Origin of the sequence: Corynebacterium sp. HMSC063G05 (genome assembly GCF_001810555.1) — a bacterium.
Taxonomy (GTDB): Bacteria; Actinomycetota; Actinomycetes; order Mycobacteriales; family Mycobacteriaceae; genus Corynebacterium; species Corynebacterium jeikeium_D.
The window spans coordinates 75557-95555 of sequence record NZ_KV801839.1; the positions used below are offsets into that span (position 1 = coordinate 75557).

Sequence of the window (19999 nt, forward strand, 5' to 3'; positions counted from 1 at the left end):
CCCTATTGCAGCGCCGAGGTCAAGCGGAAAACAGAGTCCAGGTAGCGCTGACGAAGGGGCCGGTCATTCCATTCCTCCTGGGTGAGCAGGAAAGATTTGTCGCGGTACTCGTCGGCAAGCGTGATCAGTTTGTCCACGATGGAACCGGCGGCGGAAAGAAGCGTGATCTCGTAGTTGAGGCCGAACGAGCGCATATCCAGATTGGAGGAGCCGAACATGGCCATGCGGTCGTCGATAACCATGAACTTGGAGTGCAGGACCGCAGGCGCCGGATAGCGGTAGATCTTCACGCCAGCGGTTAGCAGTGCCTGGTAGTAGGACTGCTGCGCGTGGCCGACCATGAACTGATCGGACTCTTCGTTGACGTAGAGCTGGACGTCGATGCCTCCATATGCGGCAGAGGTCAGCGCCATGAGCATGGATTCGTCGGGGACGAAGTACGGGCTGACGGCGATAATCCGCTCGTGTGCCTGGTAGATCATGTTATTGAAGACGCGCAGGTTCGGCTCCGTGCTGAAGCCCGGACCCGACGGCAGCACCTGGACAACGTTGTAGTTGTCGTTGACTTCGGTGTTGTGGAGTGAATAGTCCCTGGTGGCGTCTGGGGTCTTGTATAGCTCGCTGGTCCAATCAACCGCGAAAATTGCGTCGAAGGCCAGCGCAATATCGCCCTCGAGCTCAATCCACGTGTCCACCCAGCGACGGCCGATCTTATGGTTCTTTTTCTTCTGATATTCGGGCTCAATCAAATTCTGCGAGCCCATGAATACAATGTCGCCGTCAACAACTACGAGCTTGCGGTGATTACGCAGATCCAGGCGGCGCCAGGTGAGCTTCAGCAAGCTCACGGGCAGCATCGGGTGCCAGGAGATTTTAGCCTGGTCCAGGCGCTTTTTCAGCTTGTAGTAGCCGGGGTACTTCCACGAACCAATTGGATCGACCAGTACCTTGACCTCTAGTCCCCTGTCGTGCGCGCGTTCAAGAGCCTGTATGAAAGGCTCCGTGCTGGAATCCAGTGCAAAGATGTAGGACTGCACGTGGATTGATTTCTGGGCCGCATCGATGGTCTCAATCATGCGGTCAATGGAGGCGTCGTATTCGGTGAAAAGTCCCTTTTCCGCGCTGGCAATTGCCGGCATTCCCGTGAGCTGGCGCGAGAGCTTGAATACGTTGACAACGTCATCTTCTATCTCGGCATCGTCCGGTACGTCGGGCAGATGCTCGGTACGTTCCGCAATGAGCTCCTGTGCCAGTGCCTGTACCTCATGCCGACGGCCCGTAATCTGCTGCGAGCCCAGGAAGAGGAACAGAGGTAGGCCGATAAATGGAATCAGCAGAATCAGCAGCAGCCACGCCGTCGAAGCCGATGGGCTTCGGTTTTCCGGCACCCATCCAATCGCGATGAACTTAATCGTGTAGTCGAGTGCGAAAAATAGTACTTGCCACCACGTTAAGTCCTCCACCAGCCACGGGAAGGTACCCATCAACCAATCCATGCAGATGATATTACTGAAGGAATTTTCAGTACCTTTGGTCGCGGCCCCTTAGGTGCACTCTCCCCTTTTCGTGACAGCCTATTGTGACATCTGAAATTGAATACTGGTATCAATACGTAGTAAGGTTCAACTCATTGAACATCGCAAGCGTTTGGCATGTCGACTTCGAAAGGACTACCCCTCCAAATGACTGAGAAGGCTCCTACGAGCACCGAGTTCGACGTTGCCACTAACGTACTGAAGTTGATGGCCGACAAGACGCGTCTCTCGATCCTGTCGCTCCTCCGTGACGGGGAGATGACCGTCACCGCCATCGCTAGCGCGCTCGATCGCCCCGTCCCCGCGATTTCTCAGCACCTGGCGAAGTTGCGCATGGCCAATATGGTGCAGACCCGTAAGGAGGGCACGTCTAGCTTCTACTCTCAGCCCGACGAGCACCTTACCAACCTCGTGGTCAACGCTCTCCACTTCGCCGAACACACGCTCTACAGCGATCCGCCCCATCACCGCGGTCAGTAGGCGCACACGGATACGCCCGCTTTACTCGCTTTACGACGAAAACCCCGCGCCTTTCTGAACCTAGTTGGCGAGCCCGGCGTTCGATGCCCTTCCCTGGTCAAATGCCTCCATGATGCGCTGGGCGGCGAGCGTCGGTGTGAGCAGCCCCGAGCGGAGTTGTTTTTCCACCAGGGTGCTCTCTGTCTGCACAGCCTCGTTGGTGTTGAGCCGCTGCAAGAGCGTCTCGTGAACCATGGACCACATCCACTTAATCTGCTGGTTAGCGCGGTTTTCATCAAAGAGATGATTCTCGTGCATAGCCTCGACATGGTCTTCGATGGCTTGCCAGAACTTGTCGATGCCGTCGTCCTCCAATGCCGACATAGTCAGTACCGGTGGCGTCCAGACTTGGTCTGAGGAACGAACCATCTTCATGGCCGTCATCAGATCACGCGCAGCGCGCTTTGCCGGGCGCAAGTTCTTACCATCCGCCTTGTTGATAGAAATCACGTCGGCCATCTCCAGCACACCCTTCTTGATGCCCTGGAGCTGGTCACCAGCGCCGGCGAGTGCCAGAAACGCAAACGTATCCACCATCTGGGCCACCGCGACCTCGGACTGACCGACGCCGACAGTTTCGACGATGACAATGTCGTAGCCTGCGGCCTCGAGCACCACCATGGCCTCACGCGTTGCCTTGGCGACACCACCGAGTGTGCCCGCAGAGGGCGACGGACGAATGAAGGCTTCATCCGCGGCCGAGAGTCGGGACATACGGGTCTTGTCGCCCAGAATCGAACCACCGGACTTCGTCGACGACGGGTCGATGGCCAGCACTGCAACGCGGTGGCCCTCCTCGATCAGCTTCAGTCCGAGGGTTTCAATCGTGGTTGATTTACCGACGCCGGGGACGCCGGTAAGGCCGACACGCATGGCCTTGCCGGAAAATGGCAGCAACTTCACCAGTAGCTCTTGAGCCAGCACCTTATGCGCCGGAGCAGTCGACTCCAGCAGCGTGATTGCCCGGGCCAACTTAGTGCGGTTTCCAGCCCGCACGCCCTCAAAGAGGTCGTCGACATCGATCCGTCGTCGCGCACGGCGGACGACTTCGGGGGCTACAGCGGTCTTTCCCTCAACGACCGTGCCAGCGGTAGTGACGAGGGTGCCCAGGTTTTCTTCAAGATACTCGTTCATCGCTACTTCTCAATTCCGACAACGCGCTGAGCTGAACAGTCAGCCCAGCGCGGATGCGGTAGTTATTTAGGACTCTTCGTCAACGGCAAGGTCGAGGCCCAGCTCGTTAGAGAGCTTGGTCATCATGTCGATTGCCGAATCAGCGATGACAGTGCCCGGCGGGTAAATAGCCGCGGCGCCGGCATCGTAGAGTTCCTGGAAGTCGCCCGGTGGGATAACACCACCGACAACAATCATGATGTCCTCACGACCCAGTTTTGCCAGCTCATCGCGCAGGGCAGGAACGAGCGTCAGGTGTCCGGCGGCCAGCGAAGAAACACCGACGACGTGGACATCCGAGTCGACTGCCGACTTGGCGGCCTCCTCCGGAGTTTGGAACAGCGGTCCCACGTCAACGTCCATGCCGAGGTCCGCGTAGGCGGACGCGATGACCTTCTGGCCACGGTCGTGACCATCCTGGCCCATCTTGGCCAGGAAGATACGGGGACGGCGACCTTCCTGCTCTTCGAACTTATCGGCCATGGCGATGGCCTTGGAGACGTTGGACACGGCTCCCTCCTTGCCAACTTCGTCCTTGTAGACGCCGGAGAGAGTACGGATCTCGGCCTGATGGCGGCCAAAGACCTCTTCCATGGCGTCGGAGATTTCACCGATGGAGGCCATGGCGCGAGCACAGTCGACAGCGAGCTTCAAAAGGTTCTTGTCCAGGTCCCCCGGTTCACCCGGGTTACGGCAAGCGTCGGTCAGAGCGGCCAGTGCCTTCTGAACCTCTTCCTCGTCGCGCTCGGCGCGCAGGCGAGCCAGCTTGTCAATCTGCTCCTGGCGCACGCGGGAGTTCTCAACCTTGAGAACCTCGATGGCCTCGTCCTCTTCGACCTGGTACTTATTCACGCCGATGAGAGCCTGACGACCCGAGTCAATACGGGCCTGCGTACGAGCTGCAGCCTCTTCAATACGCAGCTTCGGAATGCCCTCGATGGTGGCCTGTGCCATACCGCCGGCCTCTTCGACCTCGTCGATGTGCTGGCGTGCACGCTTGACCAGCTCATTAGTCAGCCACTCGATGTAGTAGGAACCAGCCCACGGATCAACCGGACGCGTGGTGTTGGACTCCTGCTGAAGCAGCAGCTGAGTGTTACGAGCAATACGGGCTGAGAAGTCAGTCGGCAGTGCCAGAGCCTCGTCCAGTGCGTTGGTGTGCAGCGACTGGGTGTGGCCCTGTGTTGCGGCCATAGCCTCAACAGCAGTACGCGCGACGTTGTTGTAGACATCCTGAGCGGTCAGCGACCAACCAGAGGTCTGCGAGTGAGTACGCAGGGACTGGGACTTCGGGTTCTTCGGGCCAAACTTGCCAACCAGCTCGGACCAGAGGATGCGGCCTGCACGCAGCTTGGCGATCTCGGTGAAGGTGTTCATCGAGATGCCCCAGAAGAAGGACAGACGCGGAGCGAACTTATCAACTTCCAGGCCAGCGTCAATACCGGCCCGCAGGTACTCGATGCCGTCGGCAAGCGTGTAAGCGAGCTCAAGGTCGGCCGTCGCGCCCGCTTCCTGAATGTGGTAGCCGGAAATCGAAATCGAGTTGAACTTCGGCATCTTTGCCGAGGTGTACTCGAAGATCGAGGAGATGATTCGCATCGAAGGCTTCGGCGGGTAGATGTACGTGTTACGAACCATGAACTCCTTGAGAATGTCGTTCTGGATCGTACCGCGCAGCTGCTCGGTCGAAACGCCCTGCTCTTCAGCGGTGACAATGTAGAAGGCCAGAATCGGCAGCACAGCGCCGTTCATGGTCATAGACACCGAGACGCCGCCCAGGTCAATGCCCTGGAAGAGCTCACGCATGTCGTAAATCGAGTCAATTGCCACGCCGGCCATACCGACGTCGCCGGACACACGCGGGTTGTCCGAGTCGTAGCCACGGTGGGTAGCCAGGTCGAAAGCGACCGAAAGGCCCTTCTGGCCGGCCGCGAGGTTGCGGCGGTAGAAGGCATTGGACTCAGCTGCGGTGGAGAAGCCAGCGTACTGGCGAATAGTCCACGGTTGGTTGGTGTACATGGTCGGGTACGGCCCGCGCATGAATGGGGCGATACCCGGGAAAGAATCTACCGGGTGGCCCTCGGCAGCAGCGGCGTCGCGGTCAGCGCGATCGTAGACGCGCTTGACATCGATGCCCTCTGGAATGGTCCACACTTCACCAGCTTCCGCGGCAGCTGCCTTGTTGGTGGCAGCGGCTGCGTCGTCGGTGTTGCGGGAGATGTCAGCGAAATTTGGGATGGTGGTCATTACTTCCTTCACGCTCCCAGTTCGTTCAGCAGTCGGGACAGCTCCGCGACAGCATCGATGGTCATGTTCAGGTATCCGTCGGGGCGAGCGTCCTCAGCGGCATTGGCGAAGCTCTTCTCGGAGCCGGCCACCAAGACCTCCTTAGCGCCGGCGGCGCGGGCGGCCTTGACAGCGTCCTGGCCCGAGGCCTCGTACTCGCTGTCGGCTGCGCACAGCACGACAATCGGAGAGGCCTTCACTGCCTCTTCGAAACCTGCCTCGCCCGGCACAACCTGGCCGGGGTTGGCGACGGCGATACCGCCGGAAGCCAGCAGGTTGGAGGTAAAACCAGTGCGGATGTTGTGCTTGGCCAGCGGACCCAGCGGCAGCATGGCAATCAGCGGACGGTTGCCCTTTTCAGCCAGGAAGTCATCGGAGCGGTTGCGCAGCGCCTCGAAGTCGCTGGCCCAACGGCGAATCGGGTCGCCCTCCGGGCGGGCCTCAGGAGCCAGTGGGGCCTCAGCCAGGTTCGGGAACTCGTTGATGGCGGTGACCTTGGTGCGGCGGTGTGCGATGTCGGCGCGGCGCTTTTCCCAGGTAGCGTCCAGGGCGGCGCGAATATCGGCCTCCGCGGAGGCGAAACCGCCGCCGGCCTCAGTGCCGGTAAAGATCTCCCATGCCTTGTCGGCCATTTCTTCGGTCAGGTCTTCGACGAAGTAGGAGCCACCTGCTGGGTCGGCGACGTAACCAAGGTGAGACTCTTCCAGCAGCAACAGATTGGTGTTGCGAGCGATGCGAGCCTTGAAAGTCTTGGAGACGTTCGGCATGCCGCCGACAACTGCGTAATCAAACGGCAGAACCTCAACTGAGGAGGCACCGCCGACACCTGCGGCGAAGGAGGCGACAGTCACACGCAGCATGTTGACCCACGGATCGCGCTGGCTGAACATGACCGGGGCTGTCACGGCGTGCATCGGAGCGCGGCCAGCTTCAGGGGCGCCGATAACCTCAGCAACGCGGGCCCAGAGAACGCGAGCGGCGCGGAACTTCGCAATGGTGTCGAACTGGTCGTCGGTAGCGGCAAAGCGGAAAGCGATCTGGCCGAGGGCTTCTTCAGCGCTCAAGCCCGCTTCGGTCAGCGCACGCAAGTAGGCGACACCAACGGCGAGACTGTAGCCAATCTCCTGGATGTTGTTTGCACCCAGGTTGGAGAAAACAACGCCGTCGACAAGCAGGGCACGGACGTCGCCCGGCTGCTTAGCCGCCTTGACGGCCAGCTGCGTGGCCTCGTCGAGAGAAATATCGTCAATACCGGCAAAAGCGGAGGTCAGCGGAGCCGCGGAAAGCTCGACTGCGACGGCGTCCGGATTAGTCGGGTTTGCCTGCTCGATGTAGGACGTCAGTGCTTCCGCAACCTGCGCAGTCTTCTTACCGGCATGCACGGCAATCGGAGCAAGGTCGACGTAGACGTTGTTGAGCAGAGCCGGCACATCAGCGGCTTCGAGGGAGCCGGTGAAGTCCAGGCGGATGTCCGTGGTGCCGTTTTCCAGTGCAGTCAGCAGAGTCTCGTTGACGGCCTTTGGGTCAAGTGCATCCTCACCTGGGTACTGGCGACCGAAGGTTTCCCGAACGCCCCAACCGTTGGTGTTGTCCGAAGTGACCTTTGCGCCACGGACGAATGGGAACTGGCCCGGAGCTGGGCTTTCCGCGAGCTCGTCCGCGTGGGTGTAGAGCGGGCGAACATCGACACCGTCATAGGTGGTCTGAATCAGTCGTTTCCAAATATCGAGCGGTACATCTGCAACGTCTTGCTTGTGCACCCGCGCGAATACCTTGGCCACGCCCTGATACCAGGAATTCTGCAATTCCTCGAAGTTTGGTGGCAGCGTGGAAGGTGATTCGGGGGTCGTTCGGTCAGTCACGACAGACCTTCTCCCTTACATGTTCTAAGCAACGCCTCTATCAATCCATAACCGAGGAAATTCGGCTGCGACAATTTCCGAATTCTCCGCGACGGAAAGGGATTTAAAGGCGTTGGCTTCCTCCAATAGTCAATAAGAGCCACTAGTCAGACGCTAAGACTCACCCGAGTGTCCATGCACTGAACTTTTCAGCTATTTGTGCAATACCCTTACGTTCGGTTTTGTGCTGACGGGCACGTCAAGTGCTCGAGCCAAGGCATAGTGACCTTGATTCCCATCCTAGTGAAATAATGGGCAAACGCCTTTAGCCGCTGACTAGCCCTCCTCGCAGAGCCTCCAACGCGCAGGTCACACGCTTCCCCGCAATCCCCGGTAACCTCAAATGGGTGAACGTATCCGATGTGCGAATTACCCCTACACTCAAAAAGGTTCTGCTGGTGCTAGCCGTAGGTGTGGGGGTCGTCGTCACGCTGTACGTCGATGTTCCCACCGTCGCTACCATCCGGCAGTGGTCCATCGATGCCGGTGACTGGTTCCCGCTCCTCTACTTTCTCGCATACGTTGCACTGACTCAGTTCCCAATCCCCCGCACCGTATTCACTTTGGCTTCCGGAATTCTCTTCGGGCCAGTGCTCGGTTTCCTGCTGGCAATTACTGCGACGACGGTTTCTGCCCTTCTCTCCCTCTGTATTGTGCGGTTTTTGGGACGCGATTGGTTTCGCACGCACCTGACCAACCGCCGTCTTCTCAGTCTCGACCATCGGTTGGAGCAACGCGGCTGGCTCACAGTGCTCAGCTTGCGCATGATTGCTGGCGTGCCATTTTCGTTTCTCAACTACGCCTGTGGACTGTCGTCGATACGCATCGTGCCGTATATCATCGCCACTGCCCTAGGTTCGGCGCCGAACACACTCGCCGTCGTTCTGCTTGGCGACGCGCTGTTGGTCGGCTTCGACGTGCGCTTTGCGGTGGCCACGGGAATTCTGCTCGTGCTTGGCTTGCTGGGACTTCTTGCGGACGCCAAGTTCCCTGTCGTAACCGGTTCTTCGAAACGTTAAAACACCGCTTGGCGCTCTTGAGCTAGACGTGAGTTTTCGGCGAGTTGGTGTGGGGCGCCCGTGAGTGTGCGGAGGGAAGGAAAGTGTCTTAGCCCAACTGTCAAGGGGTGGGGCTAGACTAGAGCGTATGTATTCAGTCTTTGCCAGGTATCGCGGTCGATCTACTCGCAGGGCAGATCACGTTCAGGCCTCTGCGCAGGCACTTTCCGGCCTGGAAGGCGTAGGAACTGTTGAGGTTGCAGGTATCGAAGAGCTTCGCGCAGCTCCTGAAAATGCTGTGGGAGTCACCACGCTTGTGCTGGCGCTATTGGCCGCAGGTGACTGGGCGATAGGTATCGGTGTTTGTCCTCAGGACGACATTGAGCAAGCGCATCTGGCATCGAGCTCAGTCATCGGTAAGGGAGGCAGGGCCGGCACGGTAAAAACCCGCATTCGGACTAACAATCCGCGTGGTAAGGATTACTCGGAGGATATTGGTGCAGCATTCACATTGCTGCACCACGTTATCTCTCGCAGGTCCCCCGAAGGCCGCGAGGCAACTGGTTTGGTTCGCGCTGGTTATTCACAGGTAGAGGCCGCGGAAGAATTGGGAGTTTCAAAGCAGGCCGTCAATCAGCGCCTCGCAGCAGCTGGCTGGCAGGCGGAGCTGGCCGGATGGAACCTGGCCGTCCACCTGCTTCAGCGAGCTGATGAGTTATAAAAGCTTACTGCCCATTTTCTGGGGCGTAAGGGTCACGTGACCATCCTGAAAAATCTGGACGCTCGGCGGAGTGTGTACCGCCGCCTGCATTGGTATTGCCGGTGCCAGGAGCCGAGGGCAGGTCACGTTTGCCGGAAGGAACTGACGGCGCAGCCGGTGTGGCCGGCGCAGCGGGCGCAGCCGGTGTCGCAGGTTCAACCGCTGCCGGGCCGTTCTGGCCACCCAACTGTTCAGGCTGAGCGGGCTGAGCCGAATCAGCGCGGCGATTCTTCTTCCTCTCAGGGGTATTACCAGCTGCTGCAGCTACCGGATCATCAACCGGGCGGTTAGCGACCTCGTTCGCCGCGGCAACTGCACGAGCCAACTCCGGGTTAGTCGACATGTCGAACCAGTTCTCGTCGCGGCCCTGCTCAGCCTCTTCCTTGGTCTCTCGGCTCACGGCCGGAGGCTCGTAGCGGAAGACACCGTCGGCATCCTTCTTGCCGAAAGCCCTAGCGAAGCTCTCGAGACTGTCGCCGAACTGCGACGGAATCATCCAAACAGTATTGCCGTCCTTATTTGCCAGCTCAGGCAGCTTCTCCAGGTACTGCCAGGCAAGAATCTCAGGTGTCAACTGTGAAGCCTTAACAGCTGCGTTGACCTTCTGGATAGCGCGAGCATTACCCTGTGCCTCAAGGTAGGTAGCGGCGCGAGTACCCTCAGCGCGCAGAATGGTTGCCTGACGCTCAGCCTCAGCAGCCAGAATTGCTGCGTGCTTGTTACCTTCGGCGGCCAGAATCTGTGCCTGCTTACGGCCCTCAGCAGTTTTAATATCGGCTTCGCGGGTACCTTCCGCAGTCAGAATCATGGCGCGCTTCTCGCGATCGGCCTTCATCTGCTTTTCCATCGACTGCTGAATCGACGGTGGCGGCTCAATGGCCTTCAGCTCCACACGAGCGATACGAAGACCCCACTTGGCAGTGGCCTCGTCCAGCTCGCCGCGCAGACGGCGGTTGATGTAGTCACGGGAAGTCAGTGTCTCTTCCAGTGTCAGGCCACCCACGACGTCGCGAAGCGTTGCGGTGGTGATCTGTTCGACGCCGAAGATGTAGTCATCGATACCGTAAATTGCCCGATCCGGTTCATTGACCTGGAAGGTCACGACGGTATCGATAGCCACAGTCAGGTTGTCTTCGGTGATCACTGCCTGTGGCGGGAAGGTAACCATACGCTCACGGGTATCGACCTTCTCGCGCACTCGGTCAATGATCGGGATGATGAAGTTCAGGCCGCTGTTCAGTGTCTGCGTGTATCGTCCCAGTCGCTCTACGATTGCCGCTTCACCCTGAGGAACCAGGACAATCGCTTTGAGAACCAAGGTAACAACCACGAGAATGAAAACGACGAGGATGATAAAGCCTTCCATGGGATTCCCTCGTAGCTAGAAACTGTGTGGTCAGTTATTTAATGGTCAGTAACTAAGAGTGCTCCGAGCGCCCTTTAAGTGAGTTGGCTGCTCAGAGCAGCTTGTCCACTACTGCGGTATTGCCCGAAATCTCTACAATCGTGACTCTTTCCTTCGCATCGAAGGTCTGCGCAGTCAGAAGACTGCGCGCGCTCCACAACTCGCCATTGACCTTAATCAGACCCGCTGACGAGGAAACTGGCTCGATGACCTCAGCATGACGGCCCGCTAGCAATTCCGGACGCGACTCCAGTTCGGCGGACTTGTCCGGTTTTGCCATCTTTTTGCGCAACACAGGGCGAACTGTCAGCACAAGTGCGGCGGACACAACGGCGAAGATAACCACTGATAGCCAAAGCGGCGCTCCAAGCTGGCTCGCACCGGACGCTGCCAGTGCACCACCTCCGAGCATTAACAGTGCTAAATCTCCGACTGCGAGTTCACCGAGAACCAGTAGGAGGCTTGCTCCGAGCCAAAGGAGAGGAATCACGCCCTCACCCTACCTACTTTGCAGAACAAATGTGGGGCGAGTGGAGCCAGTATTCCGGGGTCAGTACTGCATATGTGGCTCAGTTACGAAGTCGACCAGGCGCTCAACTGCGCCAATCAAATCTGACTCCAGATCACGGTAGGTGTGTACACCTGCGTAGACACGTCGCCAGCCCTCCTTGGGGTCGTCTCCCCAGCCCAAGCGACGGCAGATTCCTGTCTTCCAGTCCTCCCCGTAGGGAACTTCCGGCCATGCCTCGATGCCTACCGACGAGGGTTTGACCGCTTGCCAGACATCGATAAACGGGTGGCCTGTGACCATCACGTGCGGGCCGAGCTGCTGAGTCATGCGGCTTTCCTTACTGCCCTCCACCAAGTGGTCTGCCAGGACTCCGACGCGGCGCTTCGGACCCGGACCAAATTCGGCCAAGCGTTCTGGAAGGTTGTCCAAGCCCTCCAGATACTCCACGACTACGCCTTCGACACGCAAATCGTGGCCCCATACCTTCTCGACAATTGCCGCGTCATGAATACCCTCGACCCAAATACGGCTGGGGAGAGCAACTTTCGCCTTGACGTTGTGGACCTTGCGCGAGCCCGATGCCGACAGATCCTGCGAGGGCTTTTTGGGTTGTGCTTTCGGACGCACCAGAGTCACAGGTTTGCCGTCGATGAGAAAACCGCGCTCGTGCATGGGAAACAGCCGAGACTTGCCGTGGCGGCCCTCCAGCCGGACGCACCAGCCGTCGAAAGTTTTCTCCAACCCGATAATTGCACCGACGAATCCGTCATAGGACGCCTCGACGACAACACCATTTTCTGCTGTCACCTCGCGTGCCGGCTGTGGGATACGACGGCGGTGGCCACGTGCGCCAGCGAACACGTCCTGATTGCGGTACGGGTCTTGAAAGCTCATGGGTACTGAGATTAACAGCATCGGTTACGGGACCAACGACACGCTGCACTAGGATGAGCTGCACTATGCAGCGCAGTGTTCTCGACCAGGTCTGGAGTCCAACTCAGCACATCGCCCTTTGGCTGGGCGCGTGGTTGTCGGGTTTGGAAAACTACGATCATCTCCTCGACGCGCTAGACTCGCTCGGCGGACCCACGTCAGTTCCGGGGACGTTCGTGCTTGCCGACGCCACGGTTCCGAATGTCATCGATTGCGACGCTGATCTCGATCGAAGCGACATGCTCCGCCTTCTTCGAGCGGTTACTGAAGCGGGAGATTGGCACAGTGACCACCGTCCCCTCGTCCGCCTCATTCTCTCCGGGCCCGGTGATGCACCTGCACTGCCTGCGGGAACCGACGCCGCTGAAGCTGCACGCGCAGCAGGCTCGGCCATTGTGATTGCGGATGCGGAGCCGGGCTGGAACCATGTGCTCATACCAGTGACAACGCCGGTGCCAGGCCTACCGCAGTGGCATTGGTACACACTGGAAGGCCACATTCCCGAGCCGGCCTATCTCTCCCCTGGCGAGGCGGATTTACAGCTGGCAGATGCGGCGCGGGTTGCGGCTGCCACGATTGCGGCGATGCCGCGTTCACCGCTGACGTCGTCAAGCAGTGGTGCCCCGAAAGTGGATCCCCGGCTGATGGTCGGCATGCTCGATGATCACCTGGACATGGCTTTTGTGCCGGATGATGTGCCGCGCCGTGCACTGGGAGTGCTCGCCAGAGCTGATCGGGTGTCGTCGATTCTGGCGGTGGCACAGGGCAGCGAGTCGGGGCACGGCAGCGCCGCGTTTGATGCGCAGCTCATCCCGCTGTGGCGAAAGATCCGGCAGGCGCGGATGAGCGCGGTGGAATACGCGATTCAGGAGTGGACCCGCTAGAGATTTGCCCTGCCCTGCGGCCCAATTGAAGCCAAAGGAATCAGTGTGGGCGGCGCTTTGCCGGGGTGCAACAGGCTGCGGCGCAGGGGGCGCCGTTGCAGGCCGAGCCGAGTAGCGGTTCACTTCCCAGGCGGCGGGGTTCGGCATCTGCGATGCGCTCTTCGATGAGCTCCACGAGCATGTCAGTGAAAGTAGCCGTCGGGCCAGGCGTTGCGACACGCTCGATGACGATGTCGTGATGAGCCATTTCATCCTGTAGCTCAGCATCCAAATCCCAGGCGACCTCAACATGATCCGAGATGAAGCCAATCGGGCACACTATTGCGGATCGGAGGCCGTTGGCGACCTTCGCTTCAACGTGGTCGACGATGTCAGGCTCCAACCACGGCACGTGCTCCGGGCCAGAGCGGGACTGCCAGACGACGTCAAAGTCGGTGATACCCACTGCGTCGGCGACGAGCCGTGCTGCTTCGTTGACCTGGCGGGAGTAAAGATTTCCGCCGAGCTCTACCGGCCCGGATGCCTTGTCCGCCGAGACCGGAATAGAGTGAGCGGTGAAAATAAGCCGGGCGTCCTCACGGCGGTCATCCGGTAGCTTGGCAAACGCCTCACGCACTGCGTCTGCATAGGCTTTTATAAAGAGCGGATGATCGTAGAAGCTCCGGATTTTCTCCATGTCAAAAGCACGGTCGCCCAGAGATTCGCGCATCCGAGCAATGTCTTCGTGATACTGGCGGCAGCCGGAGTAGCCGCCCCAGGCGCTAGTGGCGAAAACGAGCGCTCGCTTAACACCGTCATCAGCCATCTTTGCCGCGGTGTCTTCAGCCATCGGATGCCAATTGCGATTGCCGAAATAAACAGGCAAGTCATAGCCACGGCGAGTGAGCTCAGCCTTAAGGTTGGAGACAATTTCGCGGTTTAAATCGTTGAGCGGGGACTTACCGCCAAAGTGCGCGTAGTGAGCACCGACTTCGTCCAACCTCTCCGGCGGAATTCCGCGGCCGCGGGTGACATTCTCCAGGAAGGGACGCACATCGGCCATCTTTTCGGGACCGCCGAAAGACAACAGCAAAATAGCGTCAAAATTATCAGAAGACATAGCTAATCATGTTAGTAGCGCAGTCTGAGGACTCCATAAGACGACTGCTCAATGCCCCCGGCGTCTCCTGCCAATCGGGTTCCATACAAATCGCTTTACGACGGCACCCTAACCCAGCCCTACTGCGGAATTCGACGATTGGTCACAAGCAGTGAGCCCACGGTCACTAGCAGCATCGCGAAGGCTGCGATCAGATAGGGCCTCGGATTCTCGGCCCGCTTGAGTTCGTAACCGATGTCATCTTCCAGTGAGCCATAGGCATCGCGGAGCTGCTCGAGGGAGCCAGCGCTGAAGAACTCACCTTTTGTTCGACGGGCGATTTCTCGCAGCGAATCGTCGTCGTTAGGCACTGGAATTAATTCGCCCTGAACCGTGATTGCGCCTTGCGCGGTACCGAACGAAATCGTGTTGACTGGCACCCCGGCCTTGGCGGCTTCGGCGGCGGCGGTATATGCGCCGCGGGGATCGTCGAGTTCTTGTGGGACGGTCTGTTTGCCGTCGGAAAGCAGCACGATTGTAGCTGGTGGGGCGCCTTCTCCCCCGCCCTGAACTGAGTCGCTGAACTGATTGATGGCATCGAGCGCGGCTGCGATGGCATCACCGGTCGCAGTCGCCTGATCTAACTCAGCAGCCTGGAGCGCTCGATTCACGGTGTCATGGTTGGTAGTCGGGCTAACAGCAGTGCGAGCGCGACCAGAGAACGTCACCAGGCCGATATTGAGGTCGTCGGGAAGGTTCTCCACGAACTCTTGGCCGGCTTCTTTAGCGGCAGTGATGCGGTCTGGCGCAACATCTGTCGCCGACATAGACAGCGAAACGTCGACCACCAGCATGACCGTCGCTCGGTTGCGGGCGACTTTGGTCTCCGAAATCGGACCAGCCAATGAAATGATGACCAGAACTAGCGACAACAGCGCACTGATAGCCACGACATGGCGCAGGCGTGCCGACGACTTATTCCCCAGTGACCCAACGATGGTGAAGTTGCCAAAGGCAATGGCACGTTGCTTTCGCTGCTTAGTGCTGATCCAATAGGCCACGGCTGCCACGAGAGGCAGAGCGAGTGCGAGCAGCCACCCTGGGTGCGCAAAAGTTGAGTTTAGGAACGTCATCGCGGTATCAGTTTCCTCACATCCAGTCGCCTAAACAGCCGCGTATAAACCAGTGGCTATAGCCGGTTAGTCGGTGGCCCAAAAAAGATAGCACTAACAAACGGTTACTCAGACGCTAATGTTGGCCAATTTGTCGAGCAAAATCCAGTACCCAATCGGAATCCGTACGCAAGGTAATAACGCGAGCACGGCATTTGCGCAGTTCATTGATTACACGCTCGTGGTGGGCACGAGCCTGAGCCGCATACTCGGCGCGGGTCTTGTCGTTGATGTTGAGTTCAATGGTCTCGCCGGTTGCTGAATCCGCCATGACCACCGGGCCTTCGCCGGGCAGGGCTTCATCGGCTGGATCTACCAGGCGAATCGCCATAATCTCTGTCGAGGCCGAGGCAACGCGCAGCGGGCGCGCCCAATCGAGTGATCCAAGGAAATCCGAGATGACAACCAACAGCCCAGCGCGCGGAGCCTGAGTCATTACTGTGTCAATATCCGCTGCGAGGTTATGCTCAGCAGTCGCGTCAGCCAACTGCTTGAGCAGCATCAAGCTGTGGGCACGGCCCTGGCCCGCGGGCACTGGAGTGCCACCGGCGATTAATCCAGTTCGGGACCCCGGGGCGTCGTTAAGCATAGTCACAGCGCCGGCAGCGGCGGTGAGCAGATGTCGTTTGGTGGTATCGGCCAATCCCGTGGACAGACGTGCGGCGGGTTCGGCGACGATCCAGCACTCCAGCTCACGCTCGGCCTCGGAGGTGCGAACGTGCGGCACTCCAGTGCGGGCTGTCACTGCCCAGTTCATCTGGCGAACATCATCGCCGATGACATATTCGCGGGAGCCAACCGGCTCAGAGCCATCTCCAGTAGCGGTGGAGAGAAAGCTGCCGCGCAAAAGCCCGTTGAGCTTACGCGTAACAGTTAGCTCTAAGTACGCCAGGACGCGTGCAAGATCGTCTTCACGAGCTGACATTAGGAGGCAGTGCCCTCATCGGAGCCAGTGCTCGCGCCTTGGGGAAGGCGCACGTGAGACAACACGATGTCAATAATCCGTTCGGGAGTAACGCCATCGGCCAGGCCCTCATAGGACAGGACCAAGCGATGACGCAGTACGTCGGGAAGCACGGAGACCACATCGTCCGGCACGACATAGTCGCGACCGGAAAACAGCGCGTGGGCGCGGGCGGCCGCGACAGCACCAAGAGTTGCACGCGGTGATGCGCCATAGGAAAGCCAGCGGTCGACATCCTTCAACTCCGCCCGCATCGGATTGCGGGTGAGTTCGATGACGGCCACGATGTAGTCAATCAGTGTGTGGTGGACAAAGACTTCGCGGGTAGCGCGCTGCAGTTCCCGAACACTCTCTGGGGTGAGAATCTGCTGCGCGACTGGAGGGGTGGCTCCCATGCGGTAGACAATCTCCCGCTCTTCCGCCGGAGTGGGGTAACCCACGAGGACCTTAAATAGGAAACGGTCCCGCTGGGCCTCCGGCAGTGGGTAGACACCCTGGTTTTCGATTGGGTTTTGCGTGGCCAGAACCAAAAACGGCTCCGGTACTGGCGTGGACTCCCCTGCGATGGACACCTGGTGCTCTGCCATGACTTCCAGCAGTGCCGACTGCACCTTCGCCGGTGCGCGGTTGATTTCATCAGCGAGCACGATATTTGACATGACCGGGCCGGGCTCGACAATGAACTCCGAGGTGTCCTGGCGGAAAATCCGGGTGCCGACAATATCTGATGGCACCAAATCCGGAGTGAACTGGATGCGGGAGTAGGACCCACCCATCACTGTGGCAAAAGTAGACACTGCCAGAGTTTTCGCAACACCCGGAACACCTTCGAGCAGGACATGACCTCCTGCGAGCATCGCGATGAAGAGCTGCTTAATCAGGTGCTCCTGGCCAACCACAACCTTCCCCAGCTCCGCGTATGCGCGCTCGAGGTCCGTGTGGTCAGTGGGCGTTGGGTAGGTCACAGAGAAACCCTTCTTTAGGTCGGTCGCCCGACCTGTAGAACACGTCGTTAGAAACTAGACGAGGCGGACAACGTTCGGTGTCATTCCGTTATAACGGACTGGCGAGATCTTAACCACAGAACCGGACTGCGGTGCCTCAATCATCTTGCCATCGCCCAGGTAGATAGCGACGTGGCCATGACCATTCGGGCCCCAGAACAGCAGGTCACCACGCTTCATCTGAGATGCCGGGTAGTGCTTTCCGCGCTGGTACTGGTAGCCGGTGTAGTGAGGCAGGTCAATGCCGACAGCGGCGTAGGCGTACAGAGTCAGGCCCGAGCAGTCGAAACCAATCTTGTTGTAGTCGCCGTGGGAGTCAGCTACTCCGCCGTCGCGGATGCCCTTGGTCGGGCCGTTGGCGTTGCCGCCACCCCATGCGTATGGGACACCGAGCTGCCCCATCGCACGTGCGATGACAGTCTCAACCTTCTGGCTGGAAGAACCCGAGGTGCTCTGACCGGTCTCCGGATTCGTTGGCGCCACAGTCTGTGCCGGGGTGCCGCTTGACGACGAGCTGCCGGTGCTAGACGATTCCGAAGTCTCGGTGGACTCAGAGGAGTCCGAAGATTCGGTCGTCTCAGAGGAACTGGTGGAGCCGGTGGAGCTGCTAGAGCCAGTGGAGCCGGTGGAGCTGCTCGAACCAGCCGAGTCGGTAGAGCTGTTAGAACCAGTGGAGCCAGTGGAGCCAGTGGTGCTAGAGCTTTCATCTGTGGACTCAGAAGAGGAATCCTCATCAGTCTGGTTCGACTGCGCCTCTGCGCGAGTCTTAGCTGCGGCTTCCTCAGCGGCCTTCTTGGCAGCGGCGTCTTCCGCTTCCTTGCGGGCCTGCTCGTTCTCATAATTCTGGCGCTGGGAGTTCAGCTCGTTGACCGCGTTTCGGGCTGCATCCAAAGATGCCTTTGCGGCATCGCGATCGACCTGAGCCTGCCGGTAATCAGCTTGCTCCTTCTGAAGCTCCTCGTTTGCCTCGGAGTACGCGTTCTGAGCATCGGTGTTTCGCTGATTTGCGGTGGCCTCCGCCTGCTGAGCCTCGTCACTCTTCTTGCGAAGCGTGGACTCCTGGTTAGCAGCCTCGGTGCGATTCTTATCCAGAGAGTCAACGGTCTGCTCTTGACGATCCGCTTCGCGACGCAAGGCGGACAGGCGGTTAATAGCCTCGGATGCATCTCGCGCACCCTCGAGAATCGAGCCACTGGAACGTCCCTGGCGCATGATGGTGCGGGCTAGCTCGTCGAACTGCTTCTGGGCACTAGCGAGCTCAGCGCGGGAACGGTCGAGTTGGGTTCGCGCCTCGTCGACCGCCTCGCGCGCACGGTTAGCGGCATCTCGAGCGTTCTCAAGGTCCACCATGGCCTTGTTGACATCCTCGCGGAGAGTGCCCATGCGTAGCTCGAGGTCAGATACCCGGCGCTCGCTGGAAGTTACCTCGGCGACCAGGGACTGCAAGTACGACTCGGCGTTAGAGGCCGCCTCACGCGCTTGACGGATCTGGGCGTCGCTCGGATTCAGTGGTTGTGCAGCTGCGACCTGAGTGTTCGTCGCCAGAAGACCCGCCGTGATAATACCGGCAATTGGACGAGTCCAATATGATGCACGGACTTTGCGATTACTCGGCACCGCGTTACTCCTACATTTCTCCTATGGGTGCGTTCACGCCTCAGAATCGACACCAGCGACTTCCCCATCGTTGGATATCTTCCCATTGTTGCCTCCAGGTCTTGAGTGGAACATCGAAAAACGTCGAACCGAAACCAGAACCAAAAGCAACAGCGGCGCTCCCGCGAGTTTTCATTGGTCAATACTGGACCCTTGAGTCCACTATTGGCATCACGAAGCACTTTACGGGTCAAAAAGCTCTAAAAAAACATAAGTAACAAAATTACCAACTGTCCCCCACTTTGTAACCGTTTCGTTATATGCCGTGGCCTGCGGTTATGATGAGCCCCAGTTTTCTGTGTGAATTATGTCACTATGTGATGACTTATCGGCGTGCCGGACTGCCGCGGACCTTTACCTGGGGTAACGGGCATAAGAAAAGGTCAAGCGCTCATGCTTGACCTTGGCGAAAATCGTTGACACGGTTACGGCGACTGCAACAGTGTTATCCAATTGAGATAGTGACTGAGTTCTCCACTGCTACCAGTTTTTGGGGCATTTACCCTGTCCCTTGCCGTGGGGTGGAAAACCGGGGACGGTGAATGTATTCAGTGGGGCCGTTAACTCCAGCGTCCGTCGTAAAGCGAACTCTTAGGCGGTTGGGCGTGTGTGTAGCCAGTAGAACGTCAGCCCGACGAAGAGTGCGACGATAACGACGCCTGCGATGAGGCTGTAAAGAGTCCACGGAACGACGTAGTTAGTGAGCTCGTGCAAATAGGCATCGAGACCCGCCGGATAGTCTCGCGGAGTCTCCATCATTGCGTGGTCGGCGCGTTCAATGGCTGCGCGGGGGAAATCGGCAGATGCGGTGGCCACATTGCCCGGTGTGCGCACGACAGTCGTTCCGCCGACTTGGTCCGCTACTTGGCGGGCAAAGGAAAAGATGTCGGTGTTCTTTTGTTCGGCGACGGGGTAAATCTTCTCGCTATCTAGGTAGATGATATTGAAATTGGGCACCCCCCGATTTGCTGCATCGTCGACAATTGGCTGGACCGCTTCTCGGAGCTGTGGGTTATTTGTCACGATGTTGTCGGTGCGTAGCTGAGCGACCACCTTCGCGACGGTTTCTTTCGCTGCCTGTGAATCTGCTGGCGTATGCATTAATTGCCTTCCGTATCGTGCTCCTGTTTTGCGTGAGAATGGTTTCCACGCGCCCCAATTTGGCGGAGATGCTGCTTCGTTTGTCCTATCTATAATGGCCTGCTCTGGATGTGAACGGG

17 protein-coding genes are annotated in these 19999 nt (G+C 58.8%); 4 read left to right on the forward strand and 13 right to left on the reverse strand.

What is annotated here, in order from left to right; translation table 11 throughout:
- Positions 1-2 precede the first annotated feature (2 nt).
- Positions 3-1496 (reverse strand): cardiolipin synthase, encoded by a 1494-nt coding sequence (cls, locus tag HMPREF2751_RS01750; RefSeq protein WP_070567081.1) that lies wholly within the window; start codon positions 1494-1496, stop codon positions 3-5.
- Between the two features lie 186 nt (positions 1497-1682).
- Between cls and HMPREF2751_RS01755 the strand changes: the two genes are divergently transcribed.
- Complete coding sequence (locus HMPREF2751_RS01755; RefSeq protein WP_048734120.1) at positions 1683-2015, forward strand: ArsR/SmtB family transcription factor; 333 nt, start codon at positions 1683-1685, stop codon at positions 2013-2015.
- A gap of 60 nt (positions 2016-2075) precedes the next feature.
- Here HMPREF2751_RS01755 and meaB read toward each other — a convergent pair whose 3' ends face one another.
- The 3 genes from meaB to HMPREF2751_RS01770 all read right to left on the reverse strand — a co-directional run bounded on the left by meaB (position 2076) and on the right by HMPREF2751_RS01770 (position 7375).
- Entirely contained in the window at positions 2076-3188 is a 1113-nt protein-coding gene (meaB, locus tag HMPREF2751_RS01760; RefSeq protein WP_048734122.1) for a methylmalonyl Co-A mutase-associated GTPase MeaB, read from the reverse strand.
- 66 nt (positions 3189-3254) lie between these two features.
- Entirely contained in the window at positions 3255-5474 is a 2220-nt protein-coding gene (gene scpA, locus HMPREF2751_RS01765; protein ID WP_005510731.1) for a methylmalonyl-CoA mutase, read from the reverse strand.
- Between the two features lie 8 nt (positions 5475-5482).
- The gene (locus tag HMPREF2751_RS01770; protein WP_070595237.1) at positions 5483-7375 is read right to left on the reverse strand and encodes a methylmalonyl-CoA mutase family protein; all 1893 of its coding nucleotides are present in this window, start codon (positions 7373-7375) and stop codon (positions 5483-5485) included.
- Positions 7376-7761: 386 nt separating this feature from the next.
- Between HMPREF2751_RS01770 and HMPREF2751_RS01775 the strand changes: the two genes are divergently transcribed.
- Together HMPREF2751_RS01775 and HMPREF2751_RS01780 are read left to right on the forward strand one after the other, a co-directional pair.
- The gene (locus tag HMPREF2751_RS01775; protein WP_052317814.1) at positions 7762-8433 is read left to right on the forward strand and encodes a TVP38/TMEM64 family protein; all 672 of its coding nucleotides are present in this window, start codon (positions 7762-7764) and stop codon (positions 8431-8433) included.
- A gap of 127 nt (positions 8434-8560) precedes the next feature.
- Entirely contained in the window at positions 8561-9133 is a 573-nt protein-coding gene (locus HMPREF2751_RS01780) for a hypothetical protein (protein WP_049190712.1), read from the forward strand.
- 4 nt (positions 9134-9137) lie between these two features.
- Here the strand turns inward: HMPREF2751_RS01780 and HMPREF2751_RS01785 are convergent, their stop codons facing one another.
- From HMPREF2751_RS01785 to HMPREF2751_RS01795, 3 genes are all read right to left on the reverse strand, one after another.
- Complete coding sequence (locus tag HMPREF2751_RS01785) at positions 9138-10538, reverse strand: SPFH domain-containing protein (protein WP_048734130.1); 1401 nt, start codon at positions 10536-10538, stop codon at positions 9138-9140.
- Between the two features lie 91 nt (positions 10539-10629).
- A complete protein-coding gene (locus HMPREF2751_RS01790; RefSeq protein WP_042388696.1) occupies positions 10630-11067 on the reverse strand; it encodes an NfeD family protein in 438 nt (145 codons plus the stop codon).
- Between the two features lie 60 nt (positions 11068-11127).
- Positions 11128-11982, reverse strand: coding sequence for a DUF3097 domain-containing protein (locus tag HMPREF2751_RS01795; RefSeq protein ID WP_049170585.1), 855 nt, complete (start codon positions 11980-11982; stop codon positions 11128-11130).
- A 65-nt stretch (positions 11983-12047) separates the two neighbouring features.
- Here HMPREF2751_RS01795 and HMPREF2751_RS01800 point away from each other — a divergent pair, with 65 nt between their 5' ends.
- On the forward strand, positions 12048-12905 hold the full coding sequence (locus HMPREF2751_RS01800; RefSeq protein ID WP_016422771.1) for a hypothetical protein: 858 nt from the start codon (positions 12048-12050) through the stop codon (positions 12903-12905).
- A 40-nt stretch (positions 12906-12945) separates the two neighbouring features.
- Here HMPREF2751_RS01800 and HMPREF2751_RS01805 read toward each other — a convergent pair whose 3' ends face one another.
- From HMPREF2751_RS01805 to HMPREF2751_RS01830, 6 genes are all read right to left on the reverse strand, one after another.
- Entirely contained in the window at positions 12946-14004 is a 1059-nt protein-coding gene (locus HMPREF2751_RS01805; RefSeq protein WP_070595240.1) for a ferrochelatase, read from the reverse strand.
- Positions 14005-14123: 119 nt separating this feature from the next.
- Positions 14124-15116 (reverse strand): VWA domain-containing protein, encoded by a 993-nt coding sequence (locus HMPREF2751_RS01810; protein WP_049190713.1) that lies wholly within the window; start codon positions 15114-15116, stop codon positions 14124-14126.
- Between the two features lie 115 nt (positions 15117-15231).
- Positions 15232-16080: a DUF58 domain-containing protein gene (locus HMPREF2751_RS01815; RefSeq protein ID WP_016422768.1), complete on the reverse strand. Its 849-nt coding sequence runs from the start codon at positions 16078-16080 to the stop codon at positions 15232-15234.
- Positions 16080-17084, reverse strand: coding sequence for an AAA family ATPase (locus tag HMPREF2751_RS01820; RefSeq protein WP_016422767.1), 1005 nt, complete (start codon positions 17082-17084; stop codon positions 16080-16082). The genes HMPREF2751_RS01815 and HMPREF2751_RS01820 overlap by 1 nt, the downstream gene beginning before the upstream one ends.
- Positions 17085-17138: 54 nt before the next feature.
- Positions 17139-18740: a DIP1281 family NlpC/P60 protein gene (locus HMPREF2751_RS01825; RefSeq protein WP_070595242.1), complete on the reverse strand. Its 1602-nt coding sequence runs from the start codon at positions 18738-18740 to the stop codon at positions 17139-17141.
- Positions 18741-19370: 630 nt separating this feature from the next.
- Positions 19371-19880 (reverse strand): Rv1476 family membrane protein, encoded by a 510-nt coding sequence (locus HMPREF2751_RS01830; RefSeq protein WP_070595244.1) that lies wholly within the window; start codon positions 19878-19880, stop codon positions 19371-19373.
- Between the last annotated feature and the right edge of the window lie 119 nt (positions 19881-19999).

Bases quoted from the DNA above. Each gene is read 5' to 3' on its own strand.
- HMPREF2751_RS01815 (WP_016422768.1), bottom strand. From the start codon at position 16,080: ATGTCAGCTCGTGAAGACGATCTTGCACGCGTCCTGGCGTACTTAGAG.
- HMPREF2751_RS01800 (WP_016422771.1), top strand. From the start codon at position 12,048: ATGCAGCGCAGTGTTCTCGACCAGGTCTGGAGTCCAACTCAGCACATC.
- HMPREF2751_RS01795 (WP_049170585.1), bottom strand. From the start codon at position 11,982: ATGAGCTTTCAAGACCCGTACCGCAATCAGGACGTGTTCGCTGGCGCA.
- meaB (WP_048734122.1), bottom strand. From the start codon at position 3,188: ATGAACGAGTATCTTGAAGAAAACCTGGGCACCCTCGTCACTACCGCT.
- HMPREF2751_RS01805 (WP_070595240.1), bottom strand. From the start codon at position 14,004: ATGTCTTCTGATAATTTTGACGCTATTTTGCTGTTGTCTTTCGGCGGT.
- HMPREF2751_RS01830 (WP_070595244.1), bottom strand. From the start codon at position 19,880: ATGCATACGCCAGCAGATTCACAGGCAGCGAAAGAAACCGTCGCGAAG.
- HMPREF2751_RS01785 (WP_048734130.1), bottom strand. From the start codon at position 10,538: ATGGAAGGCTTTATCATCCTCGTCGTTTTCATTCTCGTGGTTGTTACC.
- HMPREF2751_RS01755 (WP_048734120.1), top strand. From the start codon at position 1,683: ATGACTGAGAAGGCTCCTACGAGCACCGAGTTCGACGTTGCCACTAAC.
- HMPREF2751_RS01810 (WP_049190713.1), bottom strand. From the start codon at position 15,116: ATGACGTTCCTAAACTCAACTTTTGCGCACCCAGGGTGGCTGCTCGCA.
- HMPREF2751_RS01780 (WP_049190712.1), top strand. From the start codon at position 8,561: ATGTATTCAGTCTTTGCCAGGTATCGCGGTCGATCTACTCGCAGGGCA.
- cls (WP_070567081.1), bottom strand. From the start codon at position 1,496: ATGGATTGGTTGATGGGTACCTTCCCGTGGCTGGTGGAGGACTTAACG.
- scpA (WP_005510731.1), bottom strand. From the start codon at position 5,474: ATGACCACCATCCCAAATTTCGCTGACATCTCCCGCAACACCGACGAC.